The following is a 23,457-nucleotide window of genomic DNA, read 5'->3' as shown; positions in this document are numbered from 1 at the left end:
ATTGAGCCAATCTGGACGGCGCCTTCACGGATTTTGCTATCATTACTGTATAAACATACAGGTTTCGTGAAAGTCCCGTGGCAACACCTGCCTCTCCCTACGCTCTCTACTATCTGCTGAACTTCGAGCGCGCCCTCGCCTGGCTCGCGCAGCGCTACGACGACCTGTTCGACGCGCAGGAGCACGCGTTTCTGCGTGAGTTCGCCGCGTTGCCGCAGACTTCGCGCGCGCTTCTGGTTCGCATGCTGATGCGTAAAGGCACGCTGTTCCGCGCGAGCCGCCTGTCTTACGAAGAGATCGGTTGCCCATTGCAGGCAGCGGCGCCGATCGCCGCGCTCGGCTGGGTCGACACCGAGCCGGGCCTGACGCTCGACGATCTGTTCGCGCTCACCACACGTGCCGGGCTAATGGAAGTTTTCGCGGACACCATTGCGTTGATTCCCGGCGCGAGGAGCTTGCGCAAACCGGAATTGCTGGAAACCCTGCGCCCGTTTTACCGTGGCGAGCGCGACGAGGAAAACGCCGCGGCACGCCCGCTCTCCGCATGGCACGCTCAAGCTGCGGATTGCGTGCTTCACGTTGCAATCGCGCCGCTTTGCGAACGTCTGCGTTTGATGTTCTTCGGCAATTTGCAGCAGGAGTGGTCGGAGTTCGTGCTGGCCGACCTCGGTGTGTTCCAGTACGAGAAGGTGGCGTTCGCGCCTTCGTCGCGTGCGTTCCAGCAGCGCGCGGACGTCGACGTCTATCTCGCCTTGCACGCGTGCCGCGAAGCGCTCGAATGCCTGCCGGGCGGCGACGCGGATGCGGCCGTTATCGAAGACCTCGTCGCGGCCGTCGGCGAAATCGAAACCTCGAATCCCTGGCTTGAAACGCGGCGCGCGAAACTGCTGTTCCGAATTGGCCACCTGTGCGAGCGTAGGCAGAACTGGACGGCCGCGCTCGCCGTTTATGAGCGTTGCGGCTGGCCCGGCGCGCGCCATCGGCGCATGCGCGTGCTCGAACGCAGCGAGCGTTTCGACGATGCCTACGCGTTGCTCTCGCAAGCCGCCCAGGCACCCGAGAGCGAAGAGGAAGCGCAACGCATCGCGCGCATGCTGCCGCGTTTGCAGCGCAAGCGCGGCGTGCCGGTTGCGCGCACGAGCGCGGCGCGTCCGGTCGAGCGCGGCACGCTGGTGCTGCCGCAGCCCGCGGCGCCAATGGCGGTCGAATATGTCGTCCGCGATCATTTGACGTGCGAGGCCGCGCCGGTCCACTACGTCGAGAACGCCCTGATCAATTCGCTGTTCGGGTTACTGTGTTGGGAGCCGGTTTTCGCGGCGCTGCCTGGCGCGTTCTTTCATCCGTTCCAGCGCGGACCGGCCGATCTGCACGCGCCGGATTTCCATGCGCGCCGCGCGGAACAGTTCGCCGCGTGTCTCGCGCAACTCGACAGCGGCGTTTATCGCGAAACGATCTGGCGGCATCTGCACAGCAAGGCGGGGCTGCAATCGCCGTTCGTATTCTGGGGGCTGCTCTCGCCGGAACTCGTCGCGCTGGCGCTCGATTGTCTGCCCGCTGCGCATCTGAAACTGTGGTTCGAGCGCTTGCTGGGAGATATTCGCGGCAATCGTTCCGGGTTGCCTGATCTGATCCGCTTCTGGCCGGACGAGCGACGCTACGAGTTGATCGAAGTGAAGGGCCCCGGCGACCGCTTGCAGGACAACCAGATCCGCTGGCTCGCTTACTGCGCGCAGCACGGCATGCCGGTGCGCGTGCTCGACGTGCGCTGGGCCGATGAAGTCGTCGCAGTACAGACTGACGCGGCTGCAGGCACCGCGGGGGTGGCCGCAGAGGTCGCGGCCGAGGTCAATCGCGAGGCCGCCGCGGAGATCGCCACCGGAGTTTCCACTGCGGTCACCGCCGAGATCACCGCCGCAGTGGCCGCCGCGGTCTGCACCGAGGCCACCGCCGAGATCACCGGCAACGCCAGCACCACCGTCAACGCCGAAGCCATCCGCCACACCAAAACCGAGGCCGCCGCATGACGTACATCGTCGCCGTGCGGGCAATGTGCGAGTTCACCGCGAGGCGCGGCGATCTGGACCTGCGCTTTACACCGGCGCCGACCTCGCTCGAAGGAATGGCGGGCCACGTGACGGTTGCCGGGCGGCGCGCAAGCGGCTACGAAACCGAAATCACGCTGACCGCCACGCATCGCGGCCTGACCGTGCGCGGTCGCGCCGACGGCTACGACCCGGCGGCGAACCGGCTGGAAGAGATCAAGACGCATCGCGGCGACCTCGAACGCATGCCCGCCAATCACCGCACCCTGCATTGGGCGCAGGCGCTCGTCTACGGTCATTTGCTATGCCGCGCGCGCGGGCTCGCCGGGCTGACGGTGGCGCTGGTGTACTTCGACATCGGCAGTCAGAAAGAGGTGCTGCTGACGCAAACGCATACCGCGCGCGACCTGGAGATTTTCTTCGTCGAGCAATGCGAGCGTTTTCTCGATTGGGCCGTGCAGGAAGAGGCGCATCGGGCCGCACGTAATACCGCGCTCAATGCGTTGCAGTTTCCGCACGGTCAGTTTCGCAGCGGCCAGCGCGAGCTGGCGGTGTCGGTCTATCGCTCGGCACGCGACGGCAAGCCTTTGATGGCGCAGGCGCCCACCGGCATCGGCAAGACGCTTGCAACGATCTTTCCGCTACTCAAGGCGTGTGCGTCGGACCAGATCGACCGGGTGTTTTTTCTGACCGCCAAGACGCCAGGCCGCGCGCTCGCGCTGGACGCGATCGAAACGCTCCATCGCGGCGCCGGGCACTTGCCGTTGAGAACCCTCGAACTCGTCGCGCGCGACAAGGCCTGCGAGCATCCCGACAAAGCCTGCAACGGCGATTCGTGTCCGCTCGCGCGCGGCTTCTACGACCGGCTCGACGCGGCCCGCAGCACGGCGCTGGCAGGCTTGCGCCTCACGCGCTCGGCGGTGCGCGATGCGGCACTCGCGCACGAAATCTGTCCGTACTATCTGGCGCAGGAACTCGCGCGCTGGGCCGACGTGGTGGTCGGCGACTACAACTACTACTACGACAGCAGCGCCATGCTGTACGCGCTCACGCAGATCAACCAGTGGCGCGTGGGCGTGCTGGTGGACGAGGCGCACAATCTGCTCGACCGTGCCCGCCGCATGTACACCGCGTCGCTCGATCAGGCGGCATTCCGGCTCGCGCGCAAAACCGCGCCGGTTACATTGCGCAAGCCGCTTGAACGGCTGCAGCGCGAATGGAACGCTGTCAAGCGCGCGCAGAGTGCGAGCTATCAGGTCTACACGGAGGTCCCTGGCAAACTGCTCTCCGCCGCGCAAAATCTGATCGGCGCCGTCACGGATCAACTGGCGGAAGCGCCGCTTTCCATCGACGAAGCATCGCTGCGGTTTTTCTTCGACGCCATGCATTTCGTCGCGCTCGCCGAGCAGTTCGGCGAGCATTCGATTTTCGACATCACGCTCGCCACGGATCGTTATGCGCCGCGCGACAAGACCAGTGCCACGCTTTGCGTGCGCAACGTGATCCCGGCGCCGTTTCTCGCGCCGCGCTACGCGGCCGCGCGCAGTACGGTGATGTTCTCCGGCACGCTCAATCCGCATCATTTTTATCGCGACACGCTGGGGCTGCCCGAAGCGACCCAATGGCTCGATGTCGAAGGGCCGTTTCGCGCGGAGCAGTTGCAGGTGCGCGTGGCCGGCAACGTGTCGACGCGCTGGCGCGACCGCGAGCGCTCACTCATCCCGATCGTCGATCTGATTGCGAAGCAATATGCGGCGCAGCCGGGCAATTATCTGGGCTTTCTGAGCAGCTTCGAGTATTTGCAGCGCGTGGTCGAGTTGATGCGCGAGCGGCATCCCGGCTTGCCGGTGTGGGCGCAGGAACCCGGTATGGACGAAGCGGCGCGCGACGCATTTCTGGCGCGCTTTCGGACCATGAACGAAGGCGTGGGCTTTGCGGTGCTTGGCGGCGCGTTTTCGGAAGGCGTCGATCTGGTCGGGGAGCAGTTGATCGGCGCGTTCATCGCCACCCTCGGTTTGCCGCAGATGAACGAGATCAACGAGCAGATGCGCCGCACGATGGAAGCGAAGTTCGGCAACGGATACGACTACATGTATCTGTACCCCGGGTTGCAGAAGGTGGTGCAGGCGGCCGGGCGCGTGATTCGCACGGAGCAGGACCAGGGTGTGGTGCATCTGATCGACGACCGGTATCGGCGGCCTGAAGTGAGGCGGTTGCTGCCGCGCTGGTGGGACGTGCAATAGCGGCCGAGATGGCAGATTTTTTGGTGCGCCATTTTGCCTCCTGGGAGTCGGCCTGCGTAGCGCCGCCTGGCGCCGTGGCGGCACGGCATCACGATTCACGCTTCAGGCCGCAACGACGTGGCATGGAGACTGTGATGCATCTGCGCCGGTCGAACTTAACGGCCGACCCAGCGCAGCGCCGCTCGAACTCGCGGGGCGGCTCACCGCGGCGCTAATACCCGGCGCGTCGCTACATGCCTGCGAAGCCGCCGGCTACGGTCTCCACTTCACTCATGCGGAGAGGTTGAACCAGGATTGGCTGGCGTTCCTGGGCCGCCGGCCGGCTTAGGGTCGACGGGCAACTGGTCCTCCACCGGCGCGTCGGCTTGCCGGGCCGCTGCCGAAGACGGCGCATCGGCGCGCGGTTCGTCCCTGGCGATTTCGCTGCGTGCCGTGTCGAGCGTTTCGTCAGCGTCGATCTTCGCCGGCACGCTTTCCGGATCCCACGTCAACAGATTGCGCTGCGGGTTCGCGATCGCGATGCCGCGTTCGCGGAACTGGTCGAGAATGCGGCGGTTGAATTCGCGCTGCACGCCCCAGCGCGCGCTGTCGCGGCACTGAATCTGGCCGGCCAGCGTAATGGCCGAGCCGTCCAGCGCATCGACGCCCCAGAAGCTGAAGTCCGACAGGATGCCGTCCTTGAAATTGTCGTCCTCGCGCAAGGCGGCGCCGATTTCCTTCAGCGTGCCAATGGCGAGATCCACATCCTGGCCGAACACGATATTGACCTTCACCGCGGCGTTGCCGATACCCCGGTTGGTGTTGTTCACCGTCGACACCGAACTGAAGGGCACGGTGTAGAGCGAGCCGTCGCCGCCGCGCAGGCGCACCGTGCGGATCGACAGATATTCGACGGTGCCCGACACGCCCGCGAGCGTGACCCAGTCGCCGACCTGCATCGCGTTTTCCATCAACAGGAAAATGCCCGTGATGAAATCCTGCACCAGCTTCTGCGAGCCGAATCCGAGCGCCACGCCGAAGATGCTGGCGCCCGCCAGCAGCGGCCCGATATTCACGCCGAGTTCGCTCAGGCCGGTGAGCACCACCACCAGCGCGATGGCGCAGAAGAGCGCGCTGCGCAGCATCGGCAGCAGGGTGCGCAAGCGTGCGGCGCGCACGAGATCGCCGCTCGTGGTCCAGCGATCCAGCCGCTGTTCGACCGACACGTTCACGCTTTCCCACACCAACAGCGCGACGACGGCCGCCACGCCGATCGTGATAATCGCCGACGCGAGCCGGTGCCCGATCGTGCCGGCGCGAAACAGCTCGCCCACGTGCACGCCCCATACCTGCAACAACGCAAGCGCGGTCACGATGCCGATGATCCACGCCACCAGGCGGCGCACCAGCGGGTAATAGCGATACGCATGCTGATGCACGAGCGACCTGGCCGTGTCGTCCTGCACATGGAAGAGCCGGGCCAGCGCGCCGAACAGCACGATCGACACGACCCGCGCGCCCACCAGCACCGCGAGCGAAATGCCGCCGAGATGGAGTAGCGTCTGATAGCCGTTCTGCACGTCGAGCGCCCAGATGAACCACAGCGCCATCACGACGAATACCGCGAACCAGGCCCAGACTTCGGCGAAGACGTTGCCGGCCATCTCCAGCGATTTGCGTGCGGCAACGCCCTTGCGGATCAGTTCGCCGACCGGCGCCGCACATTGCAGGAGCAGGATCGAGACCATGGTGTGGCCGGCGAGCGCGACCACTTTTATCAGCGCGAGATGCGCCGCGTCGTTCAGACCGAGCGACAGGGCAATCTCCGCGATTGCCGAACCGGCGCCCACCACGCTGACGATCCGCACGATCCAGCGCTGCACGAAGTCGGCCCACGCATCGCTCATACGGAGCAGGCGCAGGCGCGGCGCGGCCGGTTGCAGGAAGAACCCGCCGACGATCACGATCACGCGGCACAGCACGTAAATGTCGATCAGCGAATCGAGTGCGCGGTCTTGCGGCGTGTCGCCATCGGCAAAGATCGACATCAGCGCGCTTGCCGCGCTGACGAACACCACGAGCGGCAACAGCCGCAGCGCCAGGCTGAGGAGCGCGCGCGGCAGGCGTTGCAGCAGCGTCCAGTGATGTTTGGCGTTCTGCTGGCCTTTGGCTTCGGTGAGCTTGCCGTTGGCCGAGGTGGCCGCGGATGTGCCGGCCGGCGCGGCGGCCGCTTTCGCTTGCGCCGCCGTCACCGGCGAGGGCGGCGAAACGGGCAGCGGCGGCGCGGCGTTCAGCGCGTCGGCGGGTTGGGGCACGACGTCCACCGGGAGGTCGGTTTGCGGTGCGTCGTCTGCGTCGGCCAGTTCATGGCGGGCTGCCAGCGCCTTGTAAGCGCGGCGCAACAGACGGCGCGCGAGCCATTCGAGTCCGAACGCGGGTATCAGCGCGGCCAGCAGCGACCAGGCGACCTGACCGAGGACGGCGCGTGCGTGCGGGTTGGTCGATTGCCACTGCCACCAGGCGCGCACCGATGCGACATCGAGCAGCGCGCCGACCGAACTGCGTACCGACGCGCCGAAGTGGACGGCCCAATGCGCGCCCTGACGTGCCAGTTGCGAGGCAAGTCCGTTCGACTTGAATGCGGCCGGCACGAGGGCGGCGGGACCGCTTGCTGCAGCGGGTGCCGACGCGGCCGTAGGTGCCGAAGCGGGCGGCGCGCTCAACGCGCCGGCGGCGGCGATCGCCTGCAACGTATCGGCGACCTGCGCGCGGCGCTTGGGGTCATTGAGGACGGCGAGCGCCTGACGAGCCTGTTCGGGCGTCAGCGTCACCCCGGGACTGGAGGCTGTCGAGGCGGGTGCGGCGGAGGCTGCCGCGGCAAAGACCGGTGAAGCGCCGAGCGCGAGAAGAACGAAAAACCAGGCTTGGAGTAGTTTGCGCATAAGGTGAAAGCGGGGGACAGATGCGGATGGCTGTGCCGATTGCGACGAATGGGACGGATTGGATCGGCTGCGTGACCAAGAACCGACATGGGTCCGGTCCCACAAGTTCCTCGGACGGCCGTCGCATAGGGTGCAGGAAATTCCGAAAGGCCGTCGCGATGGCACCTTGGAGTAGCAAAAAACCGGCCTGTCAGGCCGCGCCGACCTCCCGCATCCCGGCCGCGGAGCTCGGGCATTCCCGCCTCGCCGCGAAGCGCTGCGTGATTGCAATCACGCAGCGTCAACCGCCGCCGTGTAGACCGGCGGCACACCCAAGGTGCCCGCCACGACTTCCGTGAAAGTCCGCTCTTCGCGCAGGATAAAGCGCTTCGTCTGGGCCAGCCTGAAATTCTCGCGTGCCTCGGCATCGGCGCGCAATCTCGCCCGATACGCTTCGTAGGTCGCGAGGCTCTCGAATGCGATCAAGCCCCAGGCAATGTCGTTGGTGCCTTCGTGCGGCAGGAAGTAGCCGACCAGATGGCCGCCGCAACGCGGAATAATGCGGCCCCAGTTGCGGGCGTATTCGTCGAAGACATCGCGCTGGAAGGGATCGATCTGATAGCGGATGAAGCAGGTTATCGCCATGTGCAAGCTCCCGGTTGGTCGAGGATCGTGGTTTGAAGCACCATGACCGCAGTATGGCGGCCGCCGTGCGGCGATGTTTCAGCGCGGACTGAACTATGGATGGCTGGACGTGTGTGTGCCGCGTGCGTGCCTTGTATGCGCCGTGGATCAGGCGCGGCACCTCTAAAGCGGTCGTTTCGGGCTGATCGTCAGAGCCGCCAGCGCCGCGCCGGCCAGCGCGCACAAAGCCGACACCAGTGCCACCGCGCGTAATGCCGCGCCGAGCGCTTCGGCCTGGGCACGAGCCAGATCCGGTTGAACTCGTGCCGCTTCCTGCTGGCTTTGGGTCGCATCGCGAGTGGCTTCGGCTTGCTTCTCTGTCCCAGTTGCCCGCGCCCCTTCCGACTTTCCGTCCGGCGTACCGGTCCCAGCGGCCGGCGACGCAGCGTCCGCACCTATCCCCACTCGCGCCAGGCTCGTTGCCGCGCGCACCGCCTGCGGCACATGCAGTGCGTCGAGCCGCGCCTCGAGCGCCGCATCGTGCGACCACACGAACACGATGCCCAGCACCGCGATCGCCAGCAGGCTCGCCACCCGCGCCACCGCGTTATTGATGCCCGACGCCACGCCCGTGCGCGCGGCGGACACCGAGGTCATCACCGTTGTCGTGAGCGGCGCGACGGTGATGGTCATGCCGAGCCCAAGCACGGCCAGCGCGGGAAGAAAGCCGCGCCAGTACTCGCCGTGCACCCACGGCAACGCGAGCATCGCGAAGCCGGTGGCGGCGACGGCCGGTCCAGCGCTCAGCAACGCCCGCGCGCCGAAGCGGCTCGTCAGGCCGCCGGTAAACCGCGACAGCAAGCCAATGGTCACCGGCACTGGCAACAGCGCTGCGCCCGCCTGGGTCGCGCTGTAACCATAGGCGCGGATCAGCGTGAACGGCAGGAAGAACAGCGCGCCGCCCAACCCGAAGTAGACCAGCAGCGTGACGAGATTAGCGCCGACGAAGTCGCGCGAACGAAACACGTCGAGCGGCACCATCGGATTGCGGCTTCTCGCTTCGAGCGCGACGAAAGCGAACAGCACCAGCAGGCCGCCGAGTATCGACGCCAGCACCCAGCGGTCGCCAAAGCCGCGCGCCGAAGCGAGGGTCAGGCCGTAGGTCAAGGCGGCGAGCCCGGCGGTGGCCGTAGCCGCGCCCGGCCAGTCGAGCCGGGCCGATACGTGTTCGGCGCGGCTGGAGGTGGGATGGGGGAGGGAGGCGGCATCGGCGGACCCGCGTACGGGCGGATCTTCATCGTCTTGCCGGCTGTTCGGCACGGCGATGACCGCCAGCACGACGGTCGCGCAGGCAATCGGCACATTCAGGAAGAAAATGGCCCGCCACGAAAACGCATCCACGAGCCAGCCGCCCGCCACCGGTCCGAGCGCCGAGGTGATAGCTCCGACGCCGGCCCAGGTGCCGATCGCCTGGCCGCGCGCCTTGTCGTCGAACACCGCGCCGATGATGGCGAGGCTGCTCGGCACCAGCAGCGCCGCGCCCACGCCCTGTACGCCGCGCGCGACGATCAGGGCGGCGGCGCCCGGCGCGAGGCCGCAACCGATCGACGCCAGCGTGAAGAGGCCGATTCCCGCGATGAACACGGTGCGCCGGCCGAGCTTGTCGCCGAGCGAACCACCTACCAGTACCAGCGCGCCGAGAAACAGCAGATAGGCGTCCACGACCCACTGGATCGCCGCCACGCTGGCGTGCAGTTCGGTCTGGATGGACGGCAACGCGACATTGACCACGGAACCGTCGATGAAGGCCATGCTCGAGCCGAGAATGGTCGCGGCCAGCGCGAGCTTTTTCCGCCGGCAAGGGTGGACGAGACCAGGCGGTTGTGTGCGGATGACGAGCGCATCGCACGGGCTGGCCTGAGCCGGCAGGACGGACGAGGATCGGCGTTCGAGCGCCGGTGCGTGCTGGTCGGCCAAGTTCGCTCCCGGATGGATGAACGGCCTTCAGCGTAGCAATGCCGGCGTCTCGGCGAAAGGAGCGGAGGCTGCCGCGCGATTTCACGCCGATCGGGTCATGGCGCGCGGCGAGGCTCCACTCGGTCCCGCAGAACAGAGCGAAGCACGCCCAGCGCAGAAGCCAGGCGGCTGGATCTCACACGCTCACACCAGCGAAGGCGCCCTCCGCTCCGCCTCGCCGTCGGCATCCGCGCCGCCGCCCGCATTCGCGGCGCGCCCGGTCGCCACGTCCTGGTGCAACCGGTTGGCGTGCATCAGCCGGTACAACGTGGCTCGTGAAATGCCGAGTTCGGCCGCGGCTTCGGACAGCTTGTAGCCATGCCGTTGCAGAGCGTGCTCGATGGCGTCTTTCTCGGCCTTACTGCGGATCTCCGCCAGCGTCACGGCCGGGCCATTTTCGGCTTCCGGCAAGCCCAGATCGCTGGCCGTGATGAAGCGGCCCTCGCTCATCACCACGGCGCGGCGCACGCAATTGATCAGTTCGCGCACATTGCCCGGCCACGGATAGTTCGACATGGCGACGATCGCGTCGCTCGACAGCCCGCGCAGTTTGCGCGCGCCGTCCTGCTTGTACATGCTGAGCGCATAGTTGGCGAGCAGCTTGATGTCGCCGCCGCGCTCGCGCAACGGCGGTTCGACGAGCCGCAGCACGCACAGGCGGTGGTACAGGTCGGAGCGGAAGCGGCCGTCTTCGACTGCCTTATCCAGATCGACGTGGGTCGCCGAAATGACCCGCACATCGACGTTGATCGGGCCATTGCCGCCCAGCCGTTCGATCGTGCCTTCCTGCAGGAAACGCAACAGGACCGCCTGGCATTCATGCGGCATATCGCCGATTTCATCGAGAAAGAGGGTGCCTTCATGAGCGCTCTCGATCCGGCCGATCTTGCGCTGGAGCGCGCCGGTAAAGGCGCCGCGTTCGTGGCCGAACAATTCGGCTTGCAGCAGGCTCGGCGGAATCGCCGCGCAATTGATCGCGACGAAGGTGCGGCCGGCGCGCGGCGAGCGTTCATGAATCGCGCGGGCGGTCAGCTCCTTGCCGGTGCCCGACTCGCCGGCGACGAACACCGGCGCGTCGGTCACGCCGCATTTGTCGATGCGCCGGTACAACTGCTGCATGGCCTCGCATTGTCCGACCATGCCGTGGCGGCCGAGCGACGGCTCCGGCGCGACTTCCACATGCCGCAGGCTCGACAGGCCATGCGCGTGGCCTAGCGCGAACACGAGCCGCTCGTTCAGCCACGGGCGCGTCACGAAATCGAAGCAATAGTCGAGGATGAAACGGCTGACCAGTTCGTTCTCCGCCTGCCCCGGCGCGATCTGGGCGACCCAGTTGGTTTCGACGCGCCGCATGCAGGACGCGAGCGCGGACAGATGTTGGGATGTGCAGTCGCCGGGCAGTTCGACGAGGCCGACTTTGATATTGCCACGTTCGATCATGCGTTCGGCGACGGCCGTGCTCTTGGCATGCACCGCTTGCCAACCGGAAGCCGCCAGGAAAGCGGCGAGTTTCTGGTCCGGCGAATTCGACACGTAAAGAACGGTGCGTTCCGTGTCGACAGGCGTGCAAGTCGTATTCATGTTACCCCCGGTTTGATGCTGCTCTCAGGACTGCTCTGCGACGTACTCGACAGACCGGCAAGATGCCGGCTTCCGGCCAACTGAGCTAACCGGTCCGTTTGCACGGGTCCGGTTAGGGATTGCGCCGCCGCCGAGGGACTCTGCTGTTCGCAGCCGGGCGATGACGGATTCACGGTAGCGGCAATCTCGGGGGCATGGAGCAGGCGGCGCGAGCCGCGAGGTGCTACACATCGGACGGGTGGCGCAACAGTGTTCACCGTTGTAACCGCCAGACGATCTCTTCCCCGAATTACACCAGCTATTTCTTAGCTCGTTGGCCTGGTACAAGCGCTCTAGCGGCGCATGGGCTTAACGATAAGCGAAACCGCTTTCTAGCGCCATACAAACAAGTCTGGATTAAGGAAGGTTTTTTGCATCATGTCACTCGTCCTGACTGTTCAAAAACCGATGGTCAAGGGCTCCTATGCGCGGAGTCCAACACAGCGTTGCAATTCGCTTTGCCACGATGAGGAATCGCACTGTCGTTCGGGATTGGGCGTGTCTCACGCTTGCGACACATCGGGCAACCCATTTTTGCGTACCGGTAGGGTTCCGAAGGAACGGCACTTTTGACCGGAATGCGAGCGCGACCCGCGACCCCACGCGGGATATGGGAGCGCCGCTTAAGCAGGCGGGTCGGTACATCCATACCGGAGCGCGCGGCGGGCGCGACAAACACGTGTCGGATTCGAATCAATGCGCGATGCGAAGGGTGCCCGGCGCGGGTGTGCCGCAGCAAGACTCACGGTGGCATAAGGGTTTGAACGTGCCTGGCATAGCCGTTGCAATAAGCACCTCACAGGGAATGCGTTGCCGCCCGGTCACTCGACGGGAAAGCCACATAAGAAAAGCCGGCGGCAAGCTCAGAGACTTCGTAGGCGCGGCCGGGGAAGCCAATGCGTCTTACGAAGGGCGGCGGGGCCACTAAATAAGCGGATGTCAGAACAAAAGCGGGGCGAATGATCGGTACACCTGACCGGTCATCCGCGAGCGGAGGAAGTAAAACATCGACCTCGCACAAACAACAGATATCGCCGCCGGGAGGTTGAAAAGCGATACACGGAACAGCGCAAACAACAGCGGCTTACACAACCGCGGCGCATACAACAGCGAAAGAGCAGCGACGGGGCAGCGCGCGGTCAAGGACCAACCGGGCGCGACGAGGCGGGGAGGAACGGCCGGAGTCTCCATAGAGAGGCGCAGGTTACGAGGTGGACCGGGCGCCGTGTCCGCGAATTCGCGGACACGGCTCACCTGGACACGGCCTTGAAACAAGACATATTTTTCGGGGGTTGTCATGACCATACATTTCAAGCGCGCTGGCGCTGCACAACCGGCTCATGAAGGTGTCGCGCGTTCGGCCGGCGCCGTTTATCAACGCCACGTGGCCGCGCCGCGCGCCATGTCCGCCGCGCCGCCGGCTGATCTGCTGACGCTGGTCATTGCCGAAGCAATCAAGCGTAAGGCGCAGGCGGAGATCCAGCGCGAGGCGTTGCGCGACGCCATGTATGAGATGCCGGCATCTCCGGACCGATACCACGATCGCGGGGCGGACATTCGCCCCTCCGATTCCGACGAATAATCAGAACATAGACCGTTATCGCGGTGGCCACGGCAACCGGACGGCGGCAGAGCGGCGGAGAGCCGGCATGATCGACATCTTCCTGATTTCATCCAGCATGGAGCGCGCGCCGCAAATCGTCGCGCGTCTCGAGGCAAGCGGCGTGGCTTACCGGCTGCGCACCGCCCGCGGCTCGGCCCGGCAGGTGCGCGCGCACGCCCGTGCGATCCGCAGCGCCGAGCTGCTGATCGTCGACGATGTCGATCTGAGCGCACGCGACCTGGACGGCATCGAGGAGGCGCTTGCCTGTACGCCGGCGCTGCATTGCGTGCTGATGACGCCGGCGCCATCCACGGCATTGCTGGGCGTGGCGATGCGTGTCGGCGTGCGGCACGTCCTGTCGTGGCCGCTCGACGCCGACGAACTCACTACCATCCTGATCCAGGTCGAGGCGCGAAAAAACGCGAGCGGACGCCGCGCCGGACGTGTCGTCTCGCTGGCTTCGAGCAAAGGCGGCAGCGGCACGACGCTGATTGCCGTCAATCTCGCCTATTCGCTCGCCGCGCTGAGCAGCCGGCGTGTGCTGCTGATCGACCTGAGCCAGCAATTCGCCGACGCCAGCCTGCTCATGGCCGACAAACCGCCGCCCACCACGCTTGCCGATCTCTGCTCCCAAGTGGAGCGCCTCGACGCCGCGCTGCTCGAATCATGCGTGATGCATGTCCACGCAAATCTCGATGTGCTGGCGGGCGCAGGCGATCCGCTCAAGGCCGCCGAACTGCTGCCGGCCCAGTTGGCGCGGATTCTCGCACTGGTGCGCGAGCGTTACGACGCGGTGTTGATCGACATTGGCCAGAGCCTCAATCCGCTCACGATCCATGCGCTCGACCACAGCGATGTGATCTGCATGGTGGTGCGCCAGAATCTGCTTTACCTGCACGGCGGGCGCCGCATGCTCGATATTTTCAGGGAACTGGGTTATCCGGCGAGCAAGGTGCGGGTCGTGGTGAATCAATACGACAAGAATGCCCAGATCAACCTGCCGAAGCTCGAACAGACGCTCGGCGCGAAGGTGGCGCATCAGCTTCCGCGCGACGAAAAACAGGCCAACGAGGCGCTCAGCCGCGGCGTGCCGCTGGTGACGTCGGCTAAAGACAGTACGCTCGCGCAAGGCATCAGCCTGCTGGCGGACATGCTCTGGCCGTCCAGCGCCGAGCGCCGCAAAGGCGTGCTCGGCCGGCTGTTCGCGTCGCGGCGGAACACGCCGCCGCAGCTCAAGCCGGGGCATTGAACTCCACGGGTCAAGCGCGATCTGCTACGTGTGAGCAGGGAATTCGCACGCGCGTGGCATGATCCTGAGTGGAAGGACGCACCGGGTGAAAGTCCGGCCCGCCCGATCCGCCCGATCACTCTCGAGAGCGCCACCGTGAGCGCCGCATCGACCATGCAAAACGAGTTCAACGGTCTCAACGATATCGCGTCGATCCTGTCCAATCCGATTCTCAACACGGATTCGTACAAGGCGTCGCATTACCTGCAATATCCGCCCGAAGCGTCGGCGATGTTCTCGTACATCGAATCGCGCGGCGGGCGCTACGACCGCACGCTGTTCTTCGGCCTGCAGATGCTGATCAAGGAGTACTTGTGCCGCCCGGTCACGCCGGCCATGATCGATCAGGCCAAGGCATTCTTCACGACGCACGGCGAGCCGTTCAACGAAGCCGGCTGGCGCCACATCGTCGAACACTACGGCGGCTATCTGCCGGTGCGCATTCGCGCGGTGCCGGAAGGCTCGGTCGTGCCGACGCACAACGTGCTCGTCACGGTCGAGTGCGACGATCCGCAAGTGTTCTGGCTGGCTTCGTATCTGGAAACCATGCTGCTGCGCGTGTGGTATCCGATTACGGTGGCGACGCAAAGCTGGCATCTACGTAAAACGATCCGCGACTATCTGCTCAAGAGCAGTGACGACCTCACGCAATTGCCGTTCAAGCTGCACGACTTCGGCGCGCGCGGGGTGTCGAGCGCGGAGTCGGCGGCGATTGGCGGCGCGGCGCACCTCGTCAGTTTCATGGGCTCGGATACCGTGCTCGGCGTGGTCGCGGCGAACCACTACTACAACGAGGCGATGGCGGCGTTTTCCGTGCCGGCGGCGGAGCACAGCACGATCACCTCATGGGGACGCGAACGGGAGACCGATGCGTTTCGCAACATGATCGCGCAGTTCGGCAAGCCAGGCGCGATCGTTTCGGTGGTGTCCGATTCCTACGATCTGTTCGCCGCGTTGCATGCCTGGGGTACGGAATTGAAGCAGACGGTGCTCGACTCTGGTGGCATGCTGGTGATCCGGCCCGACTCCGGCGATCCGCGCACGATCGTCCTGCAAACCATGCAGGCCCTGGAGGCGTCGTTCGGTTCGTCGGTGAACGGCAAAGGCCGGCGCGTGCTCGACAACGTGCGCGTGATTCAAGGCGACGGCGTGAATCCCGACTCGATCGAAGCGATCCTCGCCGCCATCGACGAAGCCGGTTTCGCGGCGGACAACATCGTGTTCGGCATGGGCGGCGCGCTGTTGCAGCAGATCAACCGCGACACGCAGCGCTTCGCGATGAAATGCTCCGCGATCCGTTTAGGCGATGAGTGGCACGACGTGCTCAAGGACCCGGTCACGGACGCTGGAAAGCGTTCGATGAAAGGGCGGCTCACCCTGCTGGTGAATCGCCATACCGGCGAGTATCGAACCGCGACGCTACCCATTGAGTGGAACGAAGGCACGGTCGAGGGCGATTGGGAAGAGGCGCTGGTGACGGTCTTCGATTCCGGCAAGTTGCTGATCGACATGTCGCTGGCCGAGATCAGGAGCCGGGCTCACGCGCACGAAGCCTGACGCGAGCCGCTCGCTTGCCAGACCGCAACGCCTGAAGCGCGGAAGTCCACCCTGCATGGCGCGCCTTCGCGCAGGCGGGTATCTTCATTGGCCATGTCGAACCGGACGCCGGCAATATTCACGCGGACATAACGCTCACCGCGCCGCAATTCGACCGCGTCGATCACGCCGGCATGCATGCCGGCGTCCGTCACGTGAATGGCGTGCGACGACACGCGCCACATGACCCGCTCGCCGGCGTCGAGCGCGAGCCCGCTGTCACCCGTGCCGATCACGAAGCCCGGAGCGATCTCCACGTGGGCCGATGCGCTCATCACCCCTTCGCCGACGTTGTGCAAGCCGAGCAGGGCGGCCACCCGCATCGACGCCGGCCGCTCGAACACGGCGTCGATCGGACCCGCTTGTAACACGCGGCCCTGTTCGACGACCAGCACTTCGTCAGCCAGCAAAGCGGCTTCATCCGGATCGTGCGTGACGATGATCGTCACCGCCGCGATCTCGCGCTGCAAGGCGCGCAACGACTGCTGCAAGCGGCGCCGCCGAGGCGTATCCAGCGCGGCGAACGGCTCGTCGAACAGCAGCAGTTCGCTATGCCGGGTCAGCGCGCGCGCAAGCGCGACCCGCTGCCGCTGGCCGAACGACAATTGATGCGGCAGGCGCGCGACTAGTTGCGCGAGACCCAGATGATCGAGCCAGTAACGCGCGCTGGCGGGATCGGCATCGACGGGGAAGGCCAGTTGCCGCGCTACCGTCATATGCGGAAACAGGCCGTAGTCTTGCGGCATATAACCGATCTGCCGACGCTCGGGCGGCAGCGTGTCCAATTGCGTCGTGCCGAGCATCACATTGCTCGACGCGTTGGACTCGAGCCCCGCAATCAGCCGCAGCGCCAATGACTTGCCAGAGCCGGACGGCCCGATGATCGCGAGACGCCGCGTGAGCGGCGTCCATGCAATGTCGAGATCGAACGCGCCGAGGCGGCGCCGCAAATGGAAGGCGAGGCGCAGGTCCGTGGTGTCGCCGCGGCTCGCGGTCAGGTCCGTGCCGGGTTCGAGCGCGTCGTCGCCATTTTCGGTCTGTGGGAGTGCGCGCTTCTGCCGAAGGCTGTAAATCGACAATGCCGCGCAGACGATCGCGATGCCAAGCGTGGGCAGCAGCAAGGGCATCATCGCCGGAAGGCCCTGGCCGCCGAATACGACATATGTATAGACCGGCAACGAATACGGGTGATAGGCGACCATCACGGTCGCGCCGAATTCGCCGAACGCGCGCAGCCACGCGAGCGCGAGTCCCGCGCGAATCGCCGGCCAGGCCACCGGCAACATGACCCGGAAAAAGCGGCTGGCGGCGTGATGGCCAAGTGTCGCGGCCACGTCGTCGAGTACCGGATCGACGGCGGCGAACGCGGATTTGGCGGCGATGATCAGGAACGGCGCGGCGACGAAAACTTCCGCGAGCACGATGCCTGCGAACGAATCCGTCAGCATGCCGTGAGTCAATTGACCGACCCAGCTATATGGGCCGAGCAGAAACAGCAGCAGCACGCCGCTGGTGAGCGGCGGCAACGCTAGCGGCAACTGCACGAAAAAACCGAGCAGCGCCACCTTCCGCGAATTCGAGCGCGCCAGAAAATAGCCGAGCGGCACGCCGCCCAGCAAAATCGCGAGCGAGGCCACGCTGGCGCTCGCCGCCGAAACACCGACTGCGGACCACGTGGCGCGCCAGTCGACGTTTGCCCAATCCGCTGCGCCGAGCTGCGGCACACTCGCGATAAACGGCGCGCACAGATAGACGGCCAGCAGCGCAGCTAACCACAGCAGCGGACGCGCAGCGGTGCGTTTCACCGCGCTTACCGCGTGGCGGCGTCGATCACGGCTTGCAGCGAGGGCGGCATGGCCTGCAGGTTACCGCTCACGGTCGGTTTGATGACGTCCACGCCATGTTGCTTCAGCAACTCGCGTCCTGTTGCGCTCAACAGGAAGTCGGCGAAGCTGCTCGCGCCTTCACGGTTCGGCGCGTCGCTGAGAATCGTCAGCGTATAGCTGGCCTTGGCCTGCAATTCGGGCGCCGGTCGGAGCGCCGGAATCTTCAGGTCGGATGTTTCGGTGGAATAGAAAAAACCGGCGTCGAGCTGGCCGGATTGCAGGCGGCCAACCAGCGTTTCCTCAGGCAAGACCTGCTCCGGGTTCTCCGCTGCGCCAAGCGTCTTTTGCACGAGGTCCGGCTGATGGTAGAGCTCGGCCGCCCTGTTCATCATCTCGACGGTGAATGCGCCTTTGGGGTCGAGCTTCGGATCGGTCCGGCCGATGCGGATGCCCGGCTCCTGCAGCACCTCGTCCCAGCGTTTGGTCTTGAACTGCGCGGCGAACCGGCTCTGCGGGTTATAGCCGATCATCAACGGCGATTCGGCGAAGTTCACATACCACGTAACGTGATCGCCGTTCGCCGCGCCCATCAGACTGTCATTCACCTTGGGGCTCGCGCTGATAAACACGTCGCCGCGACGCAGCTTGCCCTTGATCTCGTTGGCGATCTTGTTCGAGCCCGCTGCGTAGCCGCGGAAATGCTGGCCGGTGGCCTTCTCGAATGCCGGGCCGATGCTGCGCTCCATCAGATTGACGAGCGAGCCGGCGTACAGCACGTTGACCGTGTTGTCCTGCGCCAACGCGGGCGTCGCGGCCACGATGCCGGTGACAGCCACGAGTGGAGCAACGAGAGAAGCGAGCAGCTTGCGAATCATGCGACGACCCCGAAACGTTATTAAGAGCGCTATATTACGACGTCGGCGCGTTGCACGCCTTGCAGCCCCCACTGATTGCCTCGTTTGAGCAGCATCGTCGCGTAATATTTGCACGGACATAGCGCCCGGACCGGCCGCTCAGCCTTCAATGCTGGAGATAATTGCGTATGGACAGGATAAATGTGGAAGCGGCGCCCGCCGTGAAAGGCGCGCTCGTGCTGAGTGGACGATTCCAGCGGCCGCTTTCGCTCGACCTCGATCAACTCAGACGCCACGAAAGCGTGGTGGCCACGCCGTTCGATCTGCGGTGCTACACGACGAACCGCTTCATTCGCAGTGTCGAGCCGTATCGCGGCGTGCGTCTGACCACGCTCATCACGGAAGCGGGGCTGCCCGATAGCGTGCCGGGCGAATTCAAGCGCACGGTATTCGTCGCGGTGGGGCATGACGGCTACGTCGTGACGTTTTCATGGCATGAGCTCTTCAATACGCCCGTGGGCGAGAACGTGCTGGTCGCCTATGAATGCGGCGGCCGTGCGCTCGACGCTGACGACGGCGCGCCGATTCTGTTTTCCGGATCGGACATCCTGCCTGCGCCGCGCCATGTCAAACGGCTCGCGCGAATCGAGGCGCATGTTTTGGCACCTTTGGCGTAGCTGATGCGGCCTCTGCCTGGGCAGGCGTAACATGGTCAGCTGGCCTTTACCCGTTCGCAGCCATGCCTGACGATCCACTTGTATGCTTTGACGATGCTGCCGCGTCCGACCAGGAGCGGCGGCCGTTGATGTTGTCGTTGCCAGAGGATGCGCAGGTCGCCGCAAGCATGGCCGTTTGGCTGGGCGCCGCCACGAACGCTGCGTCGCCCGACACACAACTCTTTGCGAAACTGATCGCCACGCGCGACGTGCGCAACGAACTCGCCCTGCTCGGGCTCAAGGCGCCCTCCTGGCGCGCGCTGCTAGCACGGCATTTCGCGCGCGCCGCCGCGCCTGCTGCGCCCGCCGCCATGCCGCTGGTAGTCGACTCCGGCGGCCACGTCGAATTCGTCCATACGCTCCACGCGCTGTTGCTCACGCACGCCAGCGCCGCCGTTAATGCCGACGACGCACACTGCCTCGCCTCGATCATTGCCCATGCCTGTTTGCGCCCGGATCACCTGTGGCGCGACCTCGGCCTTGCCGGCCGCGACGAAGTCACCTGGATGCTCACGCGCTATTTCCCCACGCTCGTGGCGCTGAATGTCGCCAACTTGCGGTGGAAGAAATTCCTCGCCGAACAACGGGCGCTGTCGCTGGGTCTCGTGCCCGGCCCGTCGCCGGGTTGTCCGGGTTGTGAAGACTACGGGCACTGTTTCCCCAGCCTTCGCTGATGGCTATTCGCCCAGGGTGGCAGTACGGGGCCGTTCGTGTATGCTTTCGCGCATGGCCGACACCCCCAAAACCAAATCCGCACCCGCGGCAAAAAAAGCCGCGAAGGCGCGCCCCGAAGTGCGCTTCAGAATGCGCATTCGCAGCGCAGACGCGGTCGCTCTCGGGCCGGGCAAAGTCGACTTGCTCGAAGCGGTGCGCGAATTCGGCTCGATCTCGGCGGCGGCGCGCAGTCTCGGTATGTCGTACCGGCGCGCGTGGCTCCTGATCGACGAGCTGAACCGTTCGCTCAAGTCGCCTGCCACGCATTCGGAGCAGGGCGGGCAGAGCGGCGGCGGCTGCACGCTGACTTCCGTTGGCGAAACCATCATTCGCCTGTATCGCGACGTCGAAGTCGAGGCGCAGCGAAGTTGCGCGAAACAGATTGCCGAGCTGACCCGGTTGATCCGCTCCTGAACGGTTGAGTCCTTCAGGCCGTTGTTAGCCGTGTCGCAGGCAAAAAGCCGAAGACGGCGGATTGGCGAGTCGCGCGAGATTCTCGGGGTTCAGGCGGCCCATCAATTCGACAAAGCTCGCCACGCTAGCCGTACGTAGCGGGCGATAGTCGATCTGATGGCGCTCGCACACGCGCTTGAGCGTATTCATCGAATCATGATCGACGCAGTCAACCGGGAACACCACGAGATCCGCTCCCGGCAGAGCCGCGGCAAGCATGCCTTTGCGGTCTTCCACGCCGCCGTCGTGCACGACCAGATCGCCGCCGGCCGCTTCCACTAGCCGCTTGAGCATGTTGTTGGAGCCGGGCCTTCCGCCTACATACACGATCCGTTTGCCGCGTACGCTGCCGAGGCTCGCCGCGCGCGCGCCCGGTCCGCTCGCTGCGTCGGCGGTTGCGTGCTCGAGGGCGTCGCATTCGCTCTGGACCAGCTTGAGCAGCGTCAGCGTTTGATCGTAGCGCTTGCGCAGCGCGAGCGCCGCGTCCTGTTCCTGGAGCACCCGTTGTTCCGCGGCCTCGCGACGGTTCGTATGCAGCGCGACACGCTGATCGGCATCGGCCAGTTTGTCGCGTAGCCGGCGTATCTCGGCTTCGAGACCGGCGGTGTCGGCTGGTATCTGACGGGGTGTCCGTGCTGTGAGCCGGGCGATCTGCTCATCGAGCGCGGCACGCGACGCGTCGTGTTGCAGGGTGAGTTCCTGCATGCGGCGCTGCTGCTGTTCGACTTTGTCTCTCAAGGCGGCGTTTTCCTCTTCGAGCGCGACCAGCCTGCGAATGTCCGCGCGGTTGGCGGCGCCCACCAGATGCGACAGCATGTGCAAGTCGCCGAACGCCTTCTGGCGCACGGGCATGGTTGCACAGGGATGCGTCATCAACGCCCAATAGGCCGGTGGGATGTCGCCGCTTTTCAGCGCCTCATCCCAGCGATCGAGCAGGTCCGCGTCATTGGTGGCTTTGTCGAAGCGGCGGATCGCGCCGGCATAGTGGTCGTCGAGCAGCTTATGCAGCGCTTTGGCGGCCGCACCGCCTTCGATCGCGAGTTCGACCGCCGCGTGATGAATCTCCAGATCGCTCGCGTCGTGGCGATCGAGTCCCGTGAATTTCGGCACCAGCTTGCGCAATTCGTGCGTGCCGAGACACGTGCCGATGATCGAGCAATGCAGATGGCTGTCGAGTTCGCCGAGGCGCGCGCGCCGTTTGGTATTCGGGAGCGACACCTTGCCGGGCGTGCAGCACGGATCGGTGCCGCGCATGCCGGTCACGGCAAGCTCGTCGCCGGAGAGTTTCAGACGCGTGGGCTGGGCGAGGCGGAACGGGGGCGTGTGCATTGGAATCTCGAATCCGGTTTGGTCAGGCGGATTGAATGTGCGTGCAGAGCGCGTCGCGCACTTTCGCTGCGCGAGCGTGGTTACCGATATATTCGGAAAGATATAGCGGTGGGCGAGAGAAAGCGTTCATCTGTGGCAGTCGCGATTCAGTCGTTCGAGCGGGCGAGGGCGGGTTCGGCGGCGCGCAACTTGCGTCGGTCCACCGTGGCGTCTGTCGTGCCTGGGGCTGCGGCGCGTTTGCCGGCTGCCGGAGCCAGTTCGCCCGCCGCCCATGCGTGCTGGTCGAGCACATGCGCGACGCACAGGCCCACGAAGGCCGCATCGAGCCGTTCGAGTTCGGCGACCACCTTGCGTAGCGCCGCGAGGTCGTTGCTGAACGTGTCGGAAAAGATCGCGTCGCGCAACTGTTCGGCGCAGCGTGCTTCTTCGATCGTCGCTTTCAGATCGCGCAGACGCACGAACGCCGCGGCTTTCGCCTGCTCGGCGAGGACCGATAGCAACTGGTTCAACGAGTGCGAGCCGGACGTGCCGACCGAGGCGAAATTCCACTGCTCGTCGGTCAGCATGAGCACGAAGCGCTGCACGCTGCCGTAGAGGCGCCGGTAAGCGTCGACGACATCGCGGATCGACTCGGCGCGACCGCGCTCGGACGCCGACTTCACCGCGACGATGGTCGACGAAAGCTCGTTCGGCAAGCGACCGAGGCGTCCTGCTGGGGCGGATGAAATGGATCGGCTGCGCACCGCTACTGGCTCCTGCTTGCTTGTTTTGCTTCGTCGCGCGCGGCGGGGAGGCGCGATGAAAGACACGCCGCCACGCACTACGAAGCCTACCGTGATATTCGGCAGGATATAACGAAAAGCAAAAGGTGTGTTGAATAGACGCCGTTTCCCGATGCATTACGCCAGATTTGAATCGCGATCGGCGAATCGCGCGATCCCAACTCCGGTCCGCTTTCTCTCGCCAGCCGCCCTCTGTTCGGCACCGCGCTCTGCCGCGCAGCGTGGCGTCGAACGGATAGGCGTGCCGGGCCGCCCACGTGGGTCCGGTTTTCCGATATCGTGTGCTGCGTGTCCGTCGCCGAGTTTTCGCCGGGCCGCTTTCCGGATCGCATTCACGACCGGGCAACGCAAAACATCAAAACAATGAGCCATCCCAACACCGAACTGATCCAGCGTTTCTACACGGCGTTCCAGCAACGCGACGCCGAAACCATGGTGGCCTGTTATGCCGACGACGTCGTCTTCAGCGACCCGGCGTTCGGCGAGTTGCACGGCGACGAAGCGCGCGACATGTGGCGCATGCTGGTGGCGCGCGCGCAAGACTTCTCGCTGACGTTCGAAGGCGTCGAAGCGGACGACCGTCACGGCCGCGCGCACTGGGTGGCCAGTTACCTCTTCAGTCAGACGGGCCGTGCGGTGGTCAACCGCATCGACGCGCGGTTCGTGTTCCGCGACGGCCGTATCGTCGAACATCGCGACAGCTTCGATTTGTGGAGCTGGACCCGTCAGGCATTGGGCCTTAAGGGAACGCTGCTAGGCTGGTCGCCGCTCGTGCAGCGTGCCATCCGCGCCCAGGCGAGAAAGGGGCTCGACCTTTACCGGCGGCGGCAACGGCGCGCGTGAGACGCGCG

At 65.3% G+C, this 23,457-nt stretch carries 17 protein-coding genes; 9 read left to right on the top strand and 8 right to left on the bottom strand.

All coding sequences use genetic code 11. The features are described 5' to 3' along the window. Nucleotides 1–77 precede the first annotated feature (77 nt). The gene (locus tag AC57B1_RS21890) at nt 78–2,024 is read left to right on the top strand and encodes a VRR-NUC domain-containing protein (RefSeq protein ID WP_496418635.1); all 1,947 of its coding nucleotides are present in this window, start codon (nt 78–80) and stop codon (nt 2,022–2,024) included. Next, entirely contained in the window at nt 2,021–4,285 is a 2,265-nt protein-coding gene (locus AC57B1_RS21885) for an ATP-dependent DNA helicase (protein WP_496418634.1), read from the top strand. Before AC57B1_RS21890 ends, AC57B1_RS21885 begins: the two co-directional genes overlap by 4 nt. A 266-nt stretch (nt 4,286–4,551) precedes the next feature. Here the strand turns inward: AC57B1_RS21885 and AC57B1_RS21880 are convergent, their stop codons facing one another. The 4 genes from AC57B1_RS21880 to AC57B1_RS21865 all read right to left on the bottom strand — a co-directional run bounded on the left by AC57B1_RS21880 (nt 4,552) and on the right by AC57B1_RS21865 (nt 11,406). Further along, the gene (locus AC57B1_RS21880; protein ID WP_496418633.1) at nt 4,552–7,206 is read right to left on the bottom strand and encodes a mechanosensitive ion channel family protein; all 2,655 of its coding nucleotides are present in this window, start codon (nt 7,204–7,206) and stop codon (nt 4,552–4,554) included. A gap of 270 nt (nt 7,207–7,476) precedes the next feature. Beyond that, nucleotides 7,477–7,830 (bottom strand): NIPSNAP family protein, encoded by a 354-nt coding sequence (locus tag AC57B1_RS21875; protein ID WP_496418632.1) that lies wholly within the window; start codon nt 7,828–7,830, stop codon nt 7,477–7,479. Nucleotides 7,831–7,992: 162 nt separating this feature from the next. Then, the gene (locus AC57B1_RS21870; protein WP_496418631.1) at nt 7,993–9,786 is read right to left on the bottom strand and encodes an MFS transporter; all 1,794 of its coding nucleotides are present in this window, start codon (nt 9,784–9,786) and stop codon (nt 7,993–7,995) included. 183 nt (nt 9,787–9,969) lie between these two features. After that, nucleotides 9,970–11,406: a sigma 54-interacting transcriptional regulator gene (locus AC57B1_RS21865; protein WP_408346218.1), complete on the bottom strand. Its 1,437-nt coding sequence runs from the start codon at nt 11,404–11,406 to the stop codon at nt 9,970–9,972. 1,336 nt (nt 11,407–12,742) lie between these two features. Here AC57B1_RS21865 and AC57B1_RS21860 point away from each other — a divergent pair. The 3 genes from AC57B1_RS21860 (at nt 12,743) to AC57B1_RS21850 (ending at nt 15,893) form a co-directional block, all read left to right on the top strand. Next, nucleotides 12,743–13,027, top strand: coding sequence for a hypothetical protein (locus tag AC57B1_RS21860; RefSeq protein ID WP_408346215.1), 285 nt, complete (start codon nt 12,743–12,745; stop codon nt 13,025–13,027). Nucleotides 13,028–13,094: 67 nt separating this feature from the next. Then, a complete protein-coding gene (locus AC57B1_RS21855; protein ID WP_496418630.1) occupies nt 13,095–14,297 on the top strand; it encodes a CpaE/TadZ family protein in 1,203 nt (400 codons plus the stop codon). A 153-nt stretch (nt 14,298–14,450) separates the two neighbouring features. Continuing rightward, on the top strand, nt 14,451–15,893 hold the full coding sequence (locus AC57B1_RS21850; protein WP_496418843.1) for a nicotinate phosphoribosyltransferase: 1,443 nt from the start codon (nt 14,451–14,453) through the stop codon (nt 15,891–15,893). Here AC57B1_RS21850 and AC57B1_RS21845 read toward each other — a convergent pair. Both AC57B1_RS21845 and AC57B1_RS21840 read right to left on the bottom strand, forming a co-directional pair. Continuing rightward, a complete protein-coding gene (locus tag AC57B1_RS21845) occupies nt 15,875–17,737 on the bottom strand; it encodes an ABC transporter ATP-binding protein/permease (RefSeq protein WP_496418629.1) in 1,863 nt (620 codons plus the stop codon). The two genes, AC57B1_RS21850 and AC57B1_RS21845, sit on opposite strands and share 19 nt — an antisense overlap. Nucleotides 17,738–17,742: 5 nt before the next feature. After that, nucleotides 17,743–18,633, bottom strand: a complete 891-nt coding sequence (locus AC57B1_RS21840) for an extracellular solute-binding protein (RefSeq protein ID WP_408186228.1) — start codon at nt 18,631–18,633, stop codon at nt 17,743–17,745. 167 nt (nt 18,634–18,800) lie between these two features. Between AC57B1_RS21840 and AC57B1_RS21835 the strand changes: the two genes are divergently transcribed. The 3 genes from AC57B1_RS21835 to AC57B1_RS21825 all read left to right on the top strand — a co-directional run bounded on the left by AC57B1_RS21835 (nt 18,801) and on the right by AC57B1_RS21825 (nt 20,456). Then, complete coding sequence (locus AC57B1_RS21835) at nt 18,801–19,289, top strand: molybdopterin-dependent oxidoreductase (protein ID WP_408346203.1); 489 nt, start codon at nt 18,801–18,803, stop codon at nt 19,287–19,289. Nucleotides 19,290–19,417: 128 nt separating this feature from the next. After that, nucleotides 19,418–20,002, top strand: coding sequence for a nitrogen fixation protein NifQ (locus AC57B1_RS21830; RefSeq protein WP_496418628.1), 585 nt, complete (start codon nt 19,418–19,420; stop codon nt 20,000–20,002). A 52-nt stretch (nt 20,003–20,054) separates the two neighbouring features. Beyond that, nucleotides 20,055–20,456 (top strand): winged helix-turn-helix domain-containing protein, encoded by a 402-nt coding sequence (locus AC57B1_RS21825; RefSeq protein ID WP_286162198.1) that lies wholly within the window; start codon nt 20,055–20,057, stop codon nt 20,454–20,456. A 24-nt stretch (nt 20,457–20,480) separates the two neighbouring features. Here the strand turns inward: AC57B1_RS21825 and AC57B1_RS21820 are convergent, their stop codons facing one another. Together AC57B1_RS21820 and AC57B1_RS21815 are read right to left on the bottom strand one after the other, a co-directional pair. After that, nucleotides 20,481–21,824, bottom strand: coding sequence for a DUF2325 domain-containing protein (locus AC57B1_RS21820; protein WP_496418627.1), 1,344 nt, complete (start codon nt 21,822–21,824; stop codon nt 20,481–20,483). Between the two features lie 146 nt (nt 21,825–21,970). Beyond that, nucleotides 21,971–22,519: a hypothetical protein gene (locus tag AC57B1_RS21815; RefSeq protein ID WP_496418626.1), complete on the bottom strand. Its 549-nt coding sequence runs from the start codon at nt 22,517–22,519 to the stop codon at nt 21,971–21,973. Nucleotides 22,520–22,969: 450 nt separating this feature from the next. Here AC57B1_RS21815 and AC57B1_RS21810 point away from each other — a divergent pair, with 450 nt between their 5' ends. Next, nucleotides 22,970–23,449, top strand: a complete 480-nt coding sequence (locus AC57B1_RS21810; RefSeq protein WP_091809265.1) for a nuclear transport factor 2 family protein — start codon at nt 22,970–22,972, stop codon at nt 23,447–23,449. Nucleotides 23,450–23,457: the final 8 nt, after the last annotated feature.

This window comes from Paraburkholderia sp. BGA-UO-ETr-F21, from assembly GCF_059567925.1.
The sequence above is the reverse complement of the archived record's forward strand: the minus strand, read 5'-3'. Positions and strand labels throughout refer to the sequence as shown.